The following is a 15963-nucleotide window of genomic DNA, read 5'->3' as shown; positions in this document are numbered from 1 at the left end:
TTTTTGCATCAAAAGTTATTACAACCATGCCCGTCGTCCACCATCAGCAATTTGAACTTCAGCGCAGCTATTTCGATCATCAGAGCACGTTGCATGGCATCAATCACACCTACCGCGTGATGCTGCATGTGCTCAACATCGGGCAACAGGCGAACCTTGACCGCGAGATACTGCCGGCGTGGTGTGCGGCTTACATCCACGATATGGCGCGCAAGCACGATGGCTATTGCACCCGGCACGGCGCCTGGTCTGCTAATACAAAGCTGCCGCTCTTCCGTGATTTCTTTGCGCAGCAGGGTGTGGATGACGAAGGTTTGCGCGCCATCGAAGTGGCGGTGGCCAACCACTCGGCGCACCAGGAGATCCATCCCCGACATCCTTATTATAAAATTACAGCGCTGCTCAAAGATGCCGACGCCCTCGATCGCATCCGCATCAGCGAAACCAACCTTAAGGTAAAGTATCTGCGCTATCCCGTCACCGCCTCGCTTGTCGATTTTGCCAAAGCGCTTTACTACGCCACACCCTCTCGAGAACTCACCAGCTTTGACGAGCTGCTGCAAATAGCTGAATCTATCGGTGGGGTTTCTTTTGGGGATTTGATTGGGTAGGGTGGAAGGTTGTTGGTTTTAGAAATGTGGTAAGAAACTTTTGATTAATAATCATAAGGCCAAACAGACTATCACTAACTGTTGTCATTCCCGCAAAACTTCTTCCATGGGTAATCTTTGTGCGCATGCACCGTTAATCTCCTTTTTAATTTGATTATTTGCTTATGCAAAAATTATTGAAAAAGAGATGGCTGGTTGCAGTAATTGCCGTGAGCCTGCTGCTGCAGAGCTGTATCAATATCGTAGAAGAGGTAACGGTGCATGCCGATCGCTCGGGCAGTGTTTCGCTGCGGCTGGATGCCGGCAGCGGCAACCCGTTGATGACACTGCTGGGGCGCTTTGTCGATCTGTCGTTTCTGGACGATCTGGAGCAGGAAGCGCGATCGGTGGCTTCCACACTGCGCTATCAGCCGGGCATTAGCAAAGTAAACGTCCGAAAGCTTGGTCGCAATGGTGCGCTGGAACTTTCGTTCGACTTCGTCGACAGCCGCGCTTTAAACCACGCCTTGTATGCTGCGGCGGGTGCCCGAAAAACCTGTTGGCAGCCGGCTATTTACAAAACCAGAAACAGCAATTTTGTGCGCACTAACACCACCGGATGGCTGCGTCTGCTTGTAAAAGAAGCCGGCGACGAGATGCCCGATAAAGCCATCGCAGAATTTATCGATATCACCTCCATTTATCACGTACCGAAACCTATGCGCAACATCAGCAGCAAAGGCAAGTACTCTGTTTCCAAAGACCAAATGACCATTACCACCACCAACACGCTGGCCGACGTGCTCGACAACAACATCAGCTCGCGCATCAAAATCCGGTATTAGATAGAAGGATTGCAAAAAATCAGAACGGCATCTTGTGATGATTAAAAGTTTGTCCTTCTGAAAAGTGCCGTATCTGTTCGGCGATGTGGACAAAAATCTCCAACTTTTGGTTGCGAAACCAGGCGATGGCTTGCTGGTTGTTGCGGGCGGCCTGTGCCAGCATTACGTAGAAGTCGAGCTGGTGCTGCCGGAGCCACTGCATGGCGCGATCGTCGTCGACAGAGGCGGCATCGAAAGCAGCGTAATGATTATAGCCATTGCCGATGAGCCAGCGGATGGCGTCGCCGCTGCCACGGATGGCATTGGCCAGCGCTGCCAGCTCGGGATAGCCGTTGTTGAGCAGCCAATAAAGAAAATCCTCCTTTCCGGCAATGGCTCGCTCTAAAGCCAGCAGGATTTTGATATCATATTCATACAATTGTTTCATCAATTCATTGGGTTCTTACAGCAGGACAGCCATTAATAAACGCTGTATTTGATGCGCATGGCGCGCAACATATCTGCTATTTTATACAAATCCTCTTTGCTAACTACCTCCAGACCATTGGTGGGTGTGGAGCGGTCGATGGGATAAAGCATCACATAGCGCGGCTGTATCTGTTTGATGTGTCCCATCCAGGCATGCAGCTCGGCAGGTTTTGTATTGTCGATTTTTTCGCCATCTACCTCACCACGTACGAACAAAGTTTGTATGATCACCTTTTGGCGAAAGCGCATCAGGTTTTTCACGATGCTGTCGAGGGTAAGCTTCGGAGAGAGTGGTTTGCTGATCTTTTGAAAAGTAGCTTCCAAGCCGGCGTCGAGTTTCAGGATGTTGTTGTCGACGCGGCTAAGGGCAATAAAAATCTCCGGGTTGTGCAGCGTACTTGAGTTGGAAAGTACGGTAACTTCGGCATCCGGAAAGTGCAGGCTGCGGAGCTTCAGGGTGTCTTCTAAAATGCCCGGAAATGCCGGGTGAATAGTTGGCTCACCGTTTCCGGCAAAGGTGATGCTGTCGGGCGTTTTTCCGGCAGCTTTCATCTTTATCAGCTTCTCTTCGAGTGCGTCGGCTACCTCGCTGCGGGTGGGCAACACGGCAGGCTCACCCTGTTCGTCGGGCGTAAAGCCGCATTCGCAGTAGATGCAATCGAACGTGCACATTTTACGGTTGACGGGCAAAAGATTGATGCCCAGCGAAAGGCCCAGACGTCGGCTGTGCACCGGCCCAAATATGAGTTTATTAAAAAGAAAAGTCGACATGGTTTCTGGTTTCTTTGATAAAATCGGCTATCATTGTTGACAAACAAAACAGATACCCGAATGTTATTCCCATCACAAATAAACAGCTTCTCAATGAAAAGCTATACTTTTGAAAGCTAAAATTATGAAATGGCTGATCTGAAAGAAATCAAAAGTCCCATTAGTAATCACCTGACACTTTTTGAGCAAAGGTTCCGCAAGTCGATGAAAAGCAATGTAGCGTTGCTCGACACAATCATGCGTTACATCATCCGCCGCAAAGGCAAACAGATGCGGCCGATGTTTGTGTTTTTTTCGGCTGGCATCTGTGGTACCATCAGCGAATCGACCTATCGCGCGGCTTCGCTCATCGAACTTCTCCACACCGCCACTCTGGTGCATGACGACGTGGTGGACGACTCCAACATGCGTCGCGGATTTTTCTCGATCAATGCTTTGTGGAAAAACAAAATTGCTGTGCTGGTGGGCGATTATCTGCTTTCGCAAGGCCTGTTGCTGGCGCTCGAACACGACGAATTTGAGCTGCTCAAAATCGTGTCGTCGGCCACCCGCGAAATGAGCGAGGGGGAGCTGATGCAGATAGAAAAGGCGCGTCGCCTCGACATTCAGGAGGAGATTTATTTCGAGATCATCCGCAAAAAAACCGCTTCCCTCATCGCCTCCTGCTGTGCTGCCGGAGCACAATCCACCGGTGCCGACACCGAAACGGTTAGAAAAATGCACCGCATCGGCGAATACGTGGGCATTGCTTTCCAGATCAAAGACGACCTCTTCGATTATACCGCCGACAAAGCCACCGGCAAACCAGATGGTATCGACATTAAAGAACAGAAAATGACGCTGCCGCTGATTTACATGCTCAACCACAGCCTAAACAGCGAAAAGCGTGAGGTGATCAACGTTGTGAAGCGTCACAACAACAATCCCGACAAGGTAAATGATGTAATCGAAAAAGTGAACCATAGCGGTGGCATCGACTATGCCCGGCAGCGCATGCTCGAATACCAGCAAAAAGCTTTTGATTTACTCTTCACTTTTCCCGACACCCCCATGCGGCAGTCGTTTGAGCAACTGGTGCGTTTTACGGTAGAGCGCAATAAATAGAGGCGGGAAAGTTTCAAATCCCATTCTTTCATCATTTCAATTTCCCAAGATCTTTTTTTGTAGAGACACCCGATTCGGGCGTCTGTACGATTTGTGCTTTAAAATCAACATTCCATGAGATTTCGTTGGGTTTTAAAAGCTTGGGCATCTGACGGTTCAGATTAGGCTTTCCTATTTAAATGTTTTCTAAATTTTAATAGGTCGTTTCACAACTTACCGCTCACCGCTCATTTCTAATCACTCAATTCTTAAGATTTCGGACTGAGAACTGTGGACTGAAGACTTTCTGCTACCCTTCCAGCCGATAGCTCTCCAGTACCGTGTAAACAGGTCCTTGTGGCCGGAGCGTGCTTTCGATCAGCTCGAATGATTCCACTTTTACTTCCTGAATCAATGAGTCGCTGTGTTGACGGATTGTCTGTTGGAATATCTTTTTATCCGTGATATTTTTAACACGACCGATGGTGAGATGTGGTCGGAAGTTCTGGCGGTCGCGCGGAAAGCCAAGAGGCACCATTGTATCGAGCACATCGGTGGCCAGTGCGCTGATGGCTTCGCTGTGGCGGATTCCAAACCAGACCACGCGCGGATCGTAGCTGCTGCCAAAGATGCCGGTGCCGAAGAGTTCTATGTCAAATGATTGGTGTCGCCGGGCTACGTGCTGCAACGCATCATCGATGGCTTCGATCTGTTCCTCGTGGACTTCTCCAAAAAACTTCAGCGTCAGATGCATGTTGTGCAGCGGCACCCAGTTGATGCGGTCGTGATGCAAAGCGGTTTTTAGTTGGTTGTAAATGCTGCTGAAGTTGGCGTCAGGAGCGATTTTGACGGCGGCAAATATTCTTTTCATCATACCTAAAATTGCTTTGCGCAAAAATAAGGTTTTCCTCTGGTTGTTGATATTTCGATGCTCTGCACAATAGCATTTCCCTCCACAGTCACACCGTTAATTCTGCTTTAGAATAAAACAGTTTGCTGAGATTTTGTTCCAGGGTTTGGCGCTATTCACGGTGTGACTTTCGATATCTCCACAAGCCAACATTTGTAATATCGAATGCGTCAGTAAATTGGATAAATTTGCAGCATGATAGTACTGGATAAAACCACCGTTTCTGACGATCTGCGCCGTGTGCAGTTTGTTTGCAACATCAAGAAATGCAAGGGGATCTGTTGTGTGGAAGGTGACGCAGGCGCTCCTTTGCTCGACGAAGAGATAGGACTGCTCGAAGATTGCCTGGATGAGGTGAAAGCCAACATGCGCCCGGAAGGTTTGCGTGTAATAGAGGAGGTCGGGGTGTATGAATACGATATGTCGGCGCAGTTTGTAACGCCTTTGGTGAACGGGCGCGAATGTGCTTTTGTCAACTTTACCGACGGCATTGCCTGGTGCGCCATCGAACGCACCTGGGAGCAAAAGAAAATTTCATTTCGCAAGCCGATCTCGTGTCATTTGTACCCGGTGCGCATCACCAACTACGAAACCTTCGAAGCGGTGAACTACCAGGAATGGCATATCTGTCGTCCGGCGCTGGTGCATGGGCGACGCAACGGCGTGCCGCTTTATGTTTTCCTGAAAGAAGCGCTCACGCGGAATTATGGTAAAAAGTGGTACGACGCGCTGGTAAAAGAATTTGAAGCCGGTGGGAAAGAATAAAAAAAGGACGACTCATGGTCGTCCTTTTTCAATTAAATAACACAAACAATTTTATTACACTTGAGCTGCGGCCAGTCCATTGAGGAACATATCGAGGTGGAAGTTGCCGTTTTTGCTATCGCCAACCAGCTTTATCTTGTCGACGATTTCCTGCGACAGGCTTTCTTCTTCAATTTGTTCGGTGACGAACCATTGCAGAAAACTATTGGTGGTGTGGTCTTTTTCGGTCAGACACATATCCACCAGGTTGTTGATTTTGCTGGTAACGTAGCGTTCGTGGTCGAGCACGCTTTTGAAGAGTTCTTCGAGAGAGTTCCAGGTGTGGCTGGGCTCCTCGAGCTTCAGAAGCTGCGCATGGCCACCACGATCGTTGAGGAAATGCACAAGCTTGAGCATATGCTCGCGTTCTTCGTCGCTGGCTGCGTAAAGAAATGCTGCTGCTCCGGGCAGGCCATTTACCTCGCACCACGAGGCCATGGCCATGTAAATGCGTGAAGACTGCTCTTCGAGTTTTATCTGTTCGTTGATGGCTTTTTCTAAATTTTTCGAGATCATAACTATTATTTTATTAATGAATGTTTTGTTGACCGAATAACAGCTAAGGGCTGATAATGTTTTTAAAAAAATTGTTAGGAAGAAGGTTCGGAAATGTTAAGCTGTTGGAATAAGAAGTTGTCGAGTTGTTGAAAGAAGGAGAAAGCTATCCGGGCTGATGAAGTGTCTAAAAAAGAAGACCCCTTGTTGGGTAAAGGTAGAGATGAGTTTTGAGAATCTCTTCTAAAATCATCTTCCCGATGACCTTGTTGATCAGACTTTGCGAAAAAAACTATTTTTGAAAAAAATCTATCGCATGGTCTGGTTGTATTTCTGGATTGTAATTTATCTGTTGCTGGTGATGTATCTAACGCTGCGTCATGTGCGTGGCGGCGATACGGAGGCTTATCTGGTAAACAGTCGCAAGACGCGCACGCTGCCGTTGGTTTTTACCACGCTGGCAACTTTTGTGGGTGGCGGCACCTCCATCGGATTGATGGCAATGGGTTATGAGTCGGGTTTTGCTGCCGTCGGTATTGGCGTAGCATACGTCATCGGATTTTTTATTTTATTTCGGTTTGCCGGAAAAATAAATGCCGAGGGTTCCAAAAAATCGATTTACTCTTTGCCGGGATATCTCAATCTTCACTACACCGACAGCGGCCACCGACGACATGCGCGTATGTTTGCGGCGGTGGTGAGCGGCGTCAATATTTTCATCTTCTTTTTTCTGCTGGCGGCGCAGTTTGTGGGCATGGCTTCATTGCTGCGCTACGCATTCGAAATCGGCTATGTGCCGGCGGCTATAATCTCATGTCTGGTGGTGATTTTTTATACGGCATTGGCGGGGCTTTCGGGCGTCATTCTCACCGACATGATCCAGTTTATGATCATCTTGATAATGATCATTTTGCTTTTTATTCCCGGTATCTGGAGCGACACCAATGGCCTCGAACGGCTGGTTGAACTCCCTGCAACGATGCTTAACGGTACCCATTACGGAATTTTGTTTTTGGTGGGATTGCCGCTGTTTTTGGCGCCTTCGGTAATGGTTCGGATGGATATCTGGCAGCGCATGCTTGCTGCCCGCAACCCGGCCACCGCGCGCCGTACCAGTATTATCTCGGGGCTGGGCATGTTGCCGTTTTACATTATTTTTCCTTTGGTAGGGATGGCGGTGCGTCTCACCATTACCCAGGATGCTGCTCCACGCGACGTGGCCTATCTTTTCATAAACCGCCACAGCACCGAATTTGTGCTTGGATTTGCCGTGGTCGGACTGCTTGCGGCGCTCATGTCGTCGGCGGATAGTTTCCTAAATATTATTTCCATATCCGCCGTGAAAGACTTTGTGGCGTCGGGGCGTGGCAACAATAGAAGCAGCGGGACGGTGCGGCGCAGCATACGCCTCACGACGATCGCGTTTGGCATCATTGCACTGATAATGGCGCTGGTATTTCCACGCATCGTCGATTTGATGGTGGTGGGATTGGGAACCATCGTCATCTTTGTTCCGGTAACGGTGGCAGCCCTTACGCACCGAAGCGTCCATCGTTGGCGCATGGCTGCACTTTACAGTATTTTGTCGGGATTTCTAGTAAACCTCGGTTTCTTTATCTGGGGCATTGCTGCGCCGGCGCAGTTCGAAGCCAAAGCATCATTCATCCCCGGGTTTCTCGTGGCGCTGATAGTGCTTTTGGTGGGAATGACGATAGAGAGAAGAAGGCAGAAATGAGTTACGGGTTACGGGTTGCGGGTTGCGGGTTGCGGGTTGCGCATTTTGCCTGCCCTGAGTGTAGTCGAATGGATTAACGATTAACGATTAAAAAAGAAGTAAACAGATTGCTTCTCCGCCAGCCGGCGGATCGCAATGAACCATGAACGATTAACAATTATCCATTATGCTCGATCTTTACACACACGAATTTTTTATGAAAGAGGCGCTGAAAGAGGCGCAGCAGGCTTACGACAAAGACGAGGTGCCGGTAGGGGCGGTGGTGGTGTGCAACGATCGCATCATCGCACGGGCGCACAACCTCACCGAGCAGCTTACCGATGCAACGGCCCATGCCGAGATGCAGGCTTTTACGGCTGCCAGCAATTATTTGGGCAGCAAATACCTCGAAGGATGCCGCCTTTATGTAACCCTGGAGCCTTGTGTGATGTGTGCCGGCGCCGCCTTCTGGACGCAAATAGAACAAATCTTCTTCGGTGCTTCTGATCCCAAACGTGGATTTATGCGCTTGCAGCCTTCGCCCACACATCCCAAAACGATTATTACCGGAGGCATAATGGAAGCGCAATGCGCCGCCTTGCTCCGTAAGTTTTTTGAGAATAAAAGATAGGGGGAAGTATTTTACTTGAGTGCAGCGGGGAATCTCCTAATATCATCTGCCACCGTCAAAAACGAAGTAGCGACCAAGCAGGTGACTTCAAATAAGTTCAAAAACAAAAATGGATTTGGGAGATTTGTGGTTTAAAGCTTTTTAGAATTCTTAATTCTTTAATTTATGAAACCAAAGAAAATAAACCTGGCAATCATCGGAAGTGGCGCTTCCACGGTATTTTTGCTAAAACATTTTTTGGACAACCTCGACGCGTTTAAGCAATTCGTAGATGAAATTGCCATTTTTGAAAAAGAGCAAATCATGGGGTTGGGCATGCCTTACAGCCCGCACACCACCGATTATTTTAACATGGCCAACATCACCTCCGAAGAAATACCTGCACTTACCGAAAGCTTTGCTGAGTGGCTCAAAAAGCAGGACGACAATATTTTGAAGGGTTTTGGCATACAAAAAGCCGACATCAGTGAGTACGGAATTTACAGCCGGTTGACGCTGGGCAGCTATCTGGGTGCGCAATACAGTGTGCTTGTGGATGCAATAAAGGCAGGCGGGATAACGGTTAAAGACTTTCCGCAAAGCGAGGTAACCGATATTTCCTACGATTCAGAACAAAATAAAGCCAGCGTTCGATATGGCGCCGGCAGCTCCTACGCCGCATCTACGGTAGTTATCTCAACGGGCCATTGGTGGGAAAATTCGGATAAACCTGATCAGGGTTATTTCTGTTCCCCATGGCCCATCGCCAGAATTTTACCCAAAAAGGATCAGATTTTTAATTTCGAAATCGGGATTTTAGGCGCGTCACTAAGCGCATTCGATGTGGTGTCGTCGCTGTCGAGAAGGCACGGTGTCTTCGAAGCTTCCGACGACGGCGGCCTGACATACATTCCGCGCACTGGAACCAAGAAGTTTAGTTTGATAATGCATGACGCCCATGGGTGGTTGCCTCACCTTCAATACGAACAGCAGGAACCTATGCGGGAAATTTATCGCCATTTCAAACGCGATTTCCTTTTTGATTTAATCGATAAAAATGGCTTTTTAAGGTTGGATGTTTATTTCGAAAAAATTTGCAAACCCGCGTTAATAAAAGCATTCGAGAAGGATAAGATGCCGGAAATGGTGAGCCGTATGTCGGAGCCGGATTTTGTTTTTAAAGATTTTATTACCTGCATGAGCCGGCAGCATGAATATGATAATCCGTTTGAAGGCATGCGCCTTGAAATGCAAAAAGCCGAAAAGTCGGTTAAAAAAGATAAACCAATTCATTGGAAAGAAGTCACCGACGACCTGATGTATGCACTCAATTTCCATGCGGAGCTTATGCCTGCCGAGGATCATTTGTTTTTTAATAAAGAATTAAGGTCTTTTCTGATGAATGTAATTGCAGCCATGCCGCTTCCGTCGGCCAATCTGTTGCTGGCTTTGAACGATGCCGGCAAATTGTCGTTGGTGAAAGGAAGGGTAGAGATTTCTGAAAAACAGAAACCAGGTTCTACTACAGTAAAGGTCAGCAACGGAGAGGATGTTAAAACCTATAGCTACGGCATGTTCATCAATTGTGGCGGACAAAAGCCGGTCAACTACGATATTTTTCCTTTCAGCCGACTGAAGGAGGAGGGTGTGATACGTCCGGCACGAGTAAAATTTGCAGATTCAAAAAACGCCGAAAAGATTGACGAATCGGAGCAGCAACAGATTATTAAAGAAAACAATCAGTACTTCCTTCAACTTGATGGTGTTGGTGTAGATGCCAGCTATAGAATAATCGACGCGAATGGTGAGCCTAACAACTGCATTCACGACATTGCTTTCACGCACACCGCAGGCCTGCGACCCTATTCATACGGGCTTCAGGCGTGCAGCGCCACCAGTCATATCTTCATCGAGTCATGGCTGAAATCGTTACAAAAAAACGGTAAGGCCGAAGGCAACATTGAGGATGTTTCCCGAATTTATCAAGAGGAATCAGATTTGTAAAAACAATTTTGGTAAAAACTGTATGAAAAACATCATCCAAATCAAAATCCTATTCTTATCGCTGCTGGTTTTAATGGCCGCTGCGCTTTATGGCCAATCGGCCAAAGCCCCGATTATGGGGTGGAGCAGTTGGAATAATTTCAGAACCAACATTGATGAAGCGATGATTCGCCAGCAGGCCGATGCGCTGGTTACTTCCGGGCTTTGGGATGCCGGATATCGCTTTATTAATATCGATGACGGATATTTTGGCGGACGCGATTTATCGGGGCAAATTTTCGTCGATAGCACCAAGTTTCCGTCAGGCATGAAATCGCTGGCGGATTACATTCATTCCAAAAATCTGAAAGCCGGAATTTATTCGGATGCCGGCCGCAACACGTGTGGTTCTATTTGGGATGATGATAAAAATGGAATTGGCGTCGGGCTTTATGGCTACCTGGAGCAGGATTGCCATCTCTTTTTTAATAAATGGGGCTTTGATTTCTTAAAAGTCGATTGGTGTGGCGCCGAACAAATGAAGCTCGACGAAGAGACGGAGTACGTCCGGATTATCGACCATGTAAAAAGCTTGGATTCAAATATTGTTTTTAATGTTTGCCGGTGGCAGTTTCCGGGAGAATGGGTTACTAAGAAAGCCGACTCCTGGCGCATATCCGGCGACATAGATGCTTCGTTTTCGTCAATCCTACACATCATCGATTTGAATGTGGAGCTTTATAAGTATGCATCCGCGGGCCATTACAACGACATGGATATGCTACAGGTAGGAAGAGGCATGAGCTACGACGAAGACAAGACGCATTTTTCGATGTGGTGCATGCTCAATTCGCCGCTTCTGGCCGGAAACGACTTGCGATCGATGTCAGCGGAAACGATAGAAATACTTACCAACCAGGAATTGATAGCGCTCAGTCAGGATATCGGCTACCGGCAAGCAACCAGGATATTTTCGCAAGATAATCTCGAAATCTGGCTTAAGCCGCTGGGCGTTGATGGTAAATCGAAAGCTGTCGCGTTGATGAATCGTGGGGAGCAGGAAATTGATTTTTATCTTTCTCCCGAAATGATTGGGGTAGAAACCCATTGTCAATTAAGAGATTTGTGGCTTCATGAAAATCTAGGCAAAATAGGGGAGGGACGACAATTTACAATCCCGGCACATGGGGTGGTTGTTTTAAAAACGGAGTGACTTGCGAGCGTCCGCAGAATCTCGAAATATCTAAAAAACAGAAAAACCTTTTTTTTGAAATACTTCTTACCTTCGCCAGCAACTCAAAAAATCAACAGGTATGAAAAACGTGGTAATGCTCATTTCATTTTTGGCTTTGGCTTATCCATTTTCTGCTTTTGGACAAGTTAAGGTTTTTAATTCCTACCTGGATTATTCTAATGGAGTGTTCGATGCTTACCATAAAACAGGCGAAGCAGGCCCAAATCTGGAGAACTATCTTATTGTAAAGGACGACGCCAACAAAAGGACTCGAATACTGATGTCGTCAATTTGGGGATACCAGAACGAGAAGGGTGATTTATATCGGGTGCGGGGCGATGTGCCGATGAAAGTGGATTATTCCAACGACCGGATAGCCATCTACTGTATCACAAAAGACGACACCATCATCCTTGGCGACATGATTATTCCTGACACAAAAACCATCCTCTATTTTAGTTTGGATCTGTCAGCTGAAATCCATGAATTTTCTTTGGATGCATTGTTATCCGAAATCTCCTTCAGCGATCAGGAAAAGGAGCGCATTGCCGAGCTTGATAAAAAGGGCAGACTCACCAAAAAGAATTCAGAAACAAAGGAGTATTATCTGGTTGAAGCTTTATTTGACTTTTAACGTTTCTATGTCCTCCTTCGTCGGACGATAGAAAGTTGCCGCCTGCCCTCAGACTTTCGAGTGTCCGGAGGACCTCGAAACGTCTAAAAAGAAACCCCAAAAGAAAAGAGGCTCCAATTTCGCCTTGTTGTATTTGATTTCGAAACCTGAAAATTTACGGTTGACCATAAGAATTATGGCTAAAATTTACGGTCAACCGTAAGAATTCGGGTTTTTCATTTTTTACCACATGATGAATGAGTTACCCATCCATTGCTACCAAAAGCCCTCGTTCGGGTTGCTGGCTGGCCTAAAAAGTATAGTTTTGCCGGCAGTGAAAATAGGTTTATTTGATCATCCTTAAAAGAGTAGCAATGAAAGTATTAATTGTTTTTAACAGAGAACCTTACGACAACACCGATGTAACCTGGAACGGCCTCAGGCTTGCCGAGACCCTCAGAAAAAATGGACACGAGGTCAGGATTTTTCTCATGAACGATTCCGTGGATATGGCCAGAGATGTTTGTAAACCTCCCGAAGGATACGACCAGGATTTGTCGCAAATGCTCCGCGACTTAATATTGCAGGGTGTTGCGGTACAAGTTTGCGGAACTTGCATGTCGCGCTGTGGCATTTATAAAAACCATCCCTACTTCGATGGCGCTGAAAAATCGACCATGCCAGCATTGGCAGATTGGGTGATCGACAGCGACAAAATCTTGACATTTTAACCCGAGATCGTCTCTGTGTGGCAGTGTCCGCGTCGACAATTGAAAAACTAATCCATTCGTAAACTACAATCATTATCATCAACATTCGTAAAGCATCAATCAATAAACTTTCAGAGCGTATGAAAAAAGTGTTTTTATTAATTGCAATTGCAAGCCTGTTTTTTGCTTGTCAGCAAACTCCTAAAGATTCAGCAGATGCTATTTATTACGGAGGCGACATCCTGACCATGCGTGGCGAAACGCCCGAGTACATGGAAGCTATGGCAACAAAGGATGGCAAAATCCTTTACGTTGGCACCAAATCGGAGACGATGAAACTAAAAGGGGATTCGACTGTACTTGTCGATTTAAATCAGCGCACGCTGTTGCCTGGTTTTATCGATCCTCACAGTCATCTGTGGATTTCCGGCTTGCAGTCGCTGGCAGCTAATCTTTTGCCTGCCCCCGATGGCGAAGGAAATTCCATTCCTGCACTCATCGAGGTGGCCAAAGCGTGGGCTGACGATAATCCGAAAGCCATTGGAAAAGTGGGTTGGATCGTTGGCTTTGGCTACGACGACGCACAGTTGGCCGAGCATCGTCATCCTTTGGCTGATGAGCTGGATAAGATTAGCACAGAGTTTCCGGTGCTATTGATTCATCAGTCCACGCATTTGGGCGTGATGAATCACAAAGGGCTGGAGATGGCCAATATCAATGCAGGCACACCCAATCCTGTCGGCGGGGTGATAAGACGGATAGCCGGAAGCCAGCAGCCGGATGGTGTTTTGGAAGAGATTGCGTTTTTTAATGCGGCATATAATTTCCTGAAAAATTTCGATCCGGAATCCAACGAAGCTATTGCCAAAGCCGGATTAAAAAATTACGCTGCCTTTGGCTTTACCACCGCACAGGAGGGACGCGCTACAAAATCGGTGGTGGAAACCTGGAAAGCCCTCAGCGAAAAAGATGAGCTGTTTCTGGATGTTGCTGCGTATGTCGATTTGGAGGCTGAAATGGAGTACATGAAAAACCATGGCGTGAGCAGCACTTATTCCAATCATTATCGGGTGGCAGGTGTAAAATTGTGCCTCGACGGATCGCCACAAGGCAAAACCGCCTGGCTTACGGAGCCATACAAAGTTCCTCCGGCCGGCGAAAGCAAAGATTACAGAGGCTATCCGGCTTACGAAGACGAAAATTTGGTGTTTGCTTTGGCAGATACCGCTTTCAAATACAACTGGCAACTACTGGCGCACACCAACGGCGATGCTTCAAGCGATCAGTTTATTCACGCTGTTCGCCATGCCGCCAACAATTACGGAAACGACGACCGGCGCACGGTGATGATCCATGCCCAGACCGTGCGGGAAGATCAACTCGATTCGATGAAAGTATTAGGAATCATGCCTTCTTTTTTTGGTATGCACACCTATTATTGGGGCGACTGGCACCGCGACCAAACCTTGGGTAAAGAGCGCGCCTATCGCATTTCGCCTGCTGTTTCGGCACTCAATCGGGGTATGATTTTTACGGAACATCACGATGCCCCCGTAGCCACAGCCAGCTCGATAATGATTTTGCATACCGCCGTCAACCGCACAAGCCGTTCGGGAGATATAATAGGCCCGGATCAACGCATCTCGCCCTACATAGCGCTCAAAACTCTCACCGAATGGTCGGCATATCAATATTTTGAGGAGGAGAGCAAGGGAACTTTAGAAGTCGGAAAATTAGCCGATCTGGTGATTCTTGATAAAAATCCATTGAAAATTCCGCCTGAGGAAATCGTCAACATTCAGGTGATGGAGACCATCAAAGAGGGAAGCACCATTTATAAATTTTAGCAACTTCACTTTTTTATCCTACCCTTAACCTGCTCAAGAAAGAGGGCGGGTGGGATGAGAAAGGAAATAGTTTTTTAAAAATACATTTCAGATGAAAAACAAATTCCTTGTGTTAATCTGCCTGGGTTTCATTTTTAGTTTATCAAAAAGTGCCGAACTAATAGCTCAGCAGGATAGCCTGAAATTTGTAAATTTATTCGATTCAAACGCAAAGCCCGGCGTGGCCTGTTACCGGATACCGGCCATAGTTACGGCTCCCAACGGAGATGTGGTGGTGGCTATTGATGAGCGCGTTCCTTCCTGTGGCGACCTGAAATGGAATGATGACATAAACATTGTGATGCGGCGCAGCGCCGACAACGGAGCGTCCTGGTCCGACATCGAAACCATTGTCGATTATCCCGCAGGCCAGTCTGCCTCCGACCCTTCGATGATTGTGGATCGTGTTACGGGAACCATTTTCTTGTTTTTTAATTACATGGATGTAGAAAATGAAAAAGACGTCTATTATTTTCGGGTTACCCAAAGCCGTGATAACGGAAAAACCTGGAGCGAGTCTGTTGATATTACTTCACAAATCTCTAAACCCGAATGGCACAACGATTTTAAATTTATCACTTCCGGCAGAGGCATCCAAACCCGTTCGGGGAAGCTGCTGCACACGCTTGTGAATCTCGAAAACGGGCTTCATCTTTTTGGCAGTGACGACCATGGTGAAAGCTGGCAGCTCTTCAGCAAGTCAATTGTGCCGGGTGACGAATCCAAAATGGTCGAATTGGCCGACGGCATCTGGATGATCAATAGCCGCGTAAATGGTTCAGGAACCCGATACGTTCATACATCAACAGACCAGGGTGCTACCTGGTACTCTGCAGCTGATTCGGCGCTCATCGATCCGGGCTGTAATGCAAGCATCATCCGCTACACCAGCACCGATGATGGTGCCGACAAAAACAGGCTGCTATTTGCAAATGCAAAATCCACCGACGATCGCGTAAATATGACTCTGAGAATTAGTTACGACGAAGGCAAGACCTGGACGGTAGGCAAAACCATTTATGAAAGAGGTTCTGCTTATTCTTCCCTGACTGTTCTTTCCAATGGCGATATTGGTTTATTCTTTGAAAAAGATAATTATCAGGAAAATACGTTTGTCCGGATTTCGTTGGAATGGCTTACCGATGGTAAGGATGAATACAATGAAATTCAGGAACATTAGAAAATTATAAAAATAATTCACAGCCAACTAAAAACAGCGTACCGGAAGAATTGCAGGAGGTGGTAAG

Annotated in this window: 16 protein-coding genes; 12 read left to right on the top strand and 4 right to left on the bottom strand. The window is 47.1% G+C overall.

Annotation, left to right across the window (positions count from 1 at the left end; all coding sequences use genetic code 11):
- Positions 1-26 precede the first annotated feature (26 nt).
- Positions 27-611 (top strand): HD domain-containing protein, encoded by a 585-nt coding sequence (locus VFC92_03270; GenBank protein ID HZK07200.1) that lies wholly within the window; start codon positions 27-29, stop codon positions 609-611.
- Between the two features lie 176 nt (positions 612-787).
- A complete protein-coding gene (locus VFC92_03265) occupies positions 788-1435 on the top strand; it encodes a hypothetical protein (GenBank protein HZK07199.1) in 648 nt (215 codons plus the stop codon).
- A gap of 19 nt (positions 1436-1454) precedes the next feature.
- On the opposite strand, the gene VFC92_03260 is transcribed toward VFC92_03265, so the two are convergent.
- Both VFC92_03260 and VFC92_03255 read right to left on the bottom strand, forming a co-directional pair.
- On the bottom strand, positions 1455-1862 hold the full coding sequence (locus VFC92_03260; GenBank protein ID HZK07198.1) for a hypothetical protein: 408 nt from the start codon (positions 1860-1862) through the stop codon (positions 1455-1457).
- 32 nt (positions 1863-1894) lie between these two features.
- Positions 1895-2674, bottom strand: a complete 780-nt coding sequence (locus tag VFC92_03255) for a radical SAM protein (protein ID HZK07197.1) — start codon at positions 2672-2674, stop codon at positions 1895-1897.
- Between the two features lie 129 nt (positions 2675-2803).
- On the opposite strand from VFC92_03255, the gene VFC92_03250 reads away from it, so the two are divergent.
- Positions 2804-3778: a polyprenyl synthetase family protein gene (locus VFC92_03250; protein HZK07196.1), complete on the top strand. Its 975-nt coding sequence runs from the start codon at positions 2804-2806 to the stop codon at positions 3776-3778.
- Positions 3779-4067: 289 nt separating this feature from the next.
- On the opposite strand, the gene thpR is transcribed toward VFC92_03250, so the two are convergent.
- Positions 4068-4631, bottom strand: a complete 564-nt coding sequence (gene thpR / locus VFC92_03245; protein ID HZK07195.1) for an RNA 2',3'-cyclic phosphodiesterase — start codon at positions 4629-4631, stop codon at positions 4068-4070.
- A 231-nt stretch (positions 4632-4862) separates the two neighbouring features.
- Here thpR and VFC92_03240 point away from each other — a divergent pair, with 231 nt between their 5' ends.
- Entirely contained in the window at positions 4863-5432 is a 570-nt protein-coding gene (locus VFC92_03240; protein ID HZK07194.1) for a DUF3109 family protein, read from the top strand.
- A gap of 54 nt (positions 5433-5486) precedes the next feature.
- Here VFC92_03240 and VFC92_03235 read toward each other — a convergent pair whose 3' ends face one another.
- A complete protein-coding gene (locus VFC92_03235) occupies positions 5487-5987 on the bottom strand; it encodes a ferritin (protein HZK07193.1) in 501 nt (166 codons plus the stop codon).
- Between the two features lie 277 nt (positions 5988-6264).
- Here VFC92_03235 and VFC92_03230 point away from each other — a divergent pair, with 277 nt between their 5' ends.
- The 8 genes from VFC92_03230 to VFC92_03195 all read left to right on the top strand — a co-directional run bounded on the left by VFC92_03230 (position 6265) and on the right by VFC92_03195 (position 15896).
- Positions 6265-7701 carry a sodium:solute symporter family protein gene (locus VFC92_03230; GenBank protein ID HZK07192.1) on the top strand — a complete coding sequence of 479 codons (1437 nt, stop codon included), beginning with the start codon at positions 6265-6267 and terminating at the stop codon, positions 7699-7701.
- A gap of 166 nt (positions 7702-7867) precedes the next feature.
- A complete protein-coding gene (locus tag VFC92_03225; GenBank protein HZK07191.1) occupies positions 7868-8311 on the top strand; it encodes a nucleoside deaminase in 444 nt (147 codons plus the stop codon).
- Positions 8312-8476: 165 nt separating this feature from the next.
- Positions 8477-10294: an FAD/NAD(P)-binding protein gene (locus VFC92_03220; GenBank protein HZK07190.1), complete on the top strand. Its 1818-nt coding sequence runs from the start codon at positions 8477-8479 to the stop codon at positions 10292-10294.
- A 22-nt stretch (positions 10295-10316) separates the two neighbouring features.
- Positions 10317-11486: a glycoside hydrolase family 27 protein gene (locus VFC92_03215; GenBank protein HZK07189.1), complete on the top strand. Its 1170-nt coding sequence runs from the start codon at positions 10317-10319 to the stop codon at positions 11484-11486.
- A 100-nt stretch (positions 11487-11586) separates the two neighbouring features.
- Complete coding sequence (locus VFC92_03210; protein HZK07188.1) at positions 11587-12141, top strand: hypothetical protein; 555 nt, start codon at positions 11587-11589, stop codon at positions 12139-12141.
- Between the two features lie 353 nt (positions 12142-12494).
- A complete protein-coding gene (locus VFC92_03205) occupies positions 12495-12851 on the top strand; it encodes a DsrE family protein (GenBank protein ID HZK07187.1) in 357 nt (118 codons plus the stop codon).
- A 119-nt stretch (positions 12852-12970) separates the two neighbouring features.
- Positions 12971-14677, top strand: coding sequence for an amidohydrolase (locus VFC92_03200; protein ID HZK07186.1), 1707 nt, complete (start codon positions 12971-12973; stop codon positions 14675-14677).
- Positions 14678-14768: 91 nt separating this feature from the next.
- Positions 14769-15896 (top strand): sialidase family protein, encoded by a 1128-nt coding sequence (locus VFC92_03195; GenBank protein HZK07185.1) that lies wholly within the window; start codon positions 14769-14771, stop codon positions 15894-15896.
- Positions 15897-15963: the final 67 nt, after the last annotated feature.

The organism is Bacteroidales bacterium (assembly GCA_035647615.1).
Taxonomy (GTDB): domain Bacteria; phylum Bacteroidota; class Bacteroidia; order Bacteroidales; family 4484-276; genus SABY01.
The sequence above is the reverse complement of the archived record's forward strand: the minus strand, read 5'-3'. Positions and strand labels throughout refer to the sequence as shown.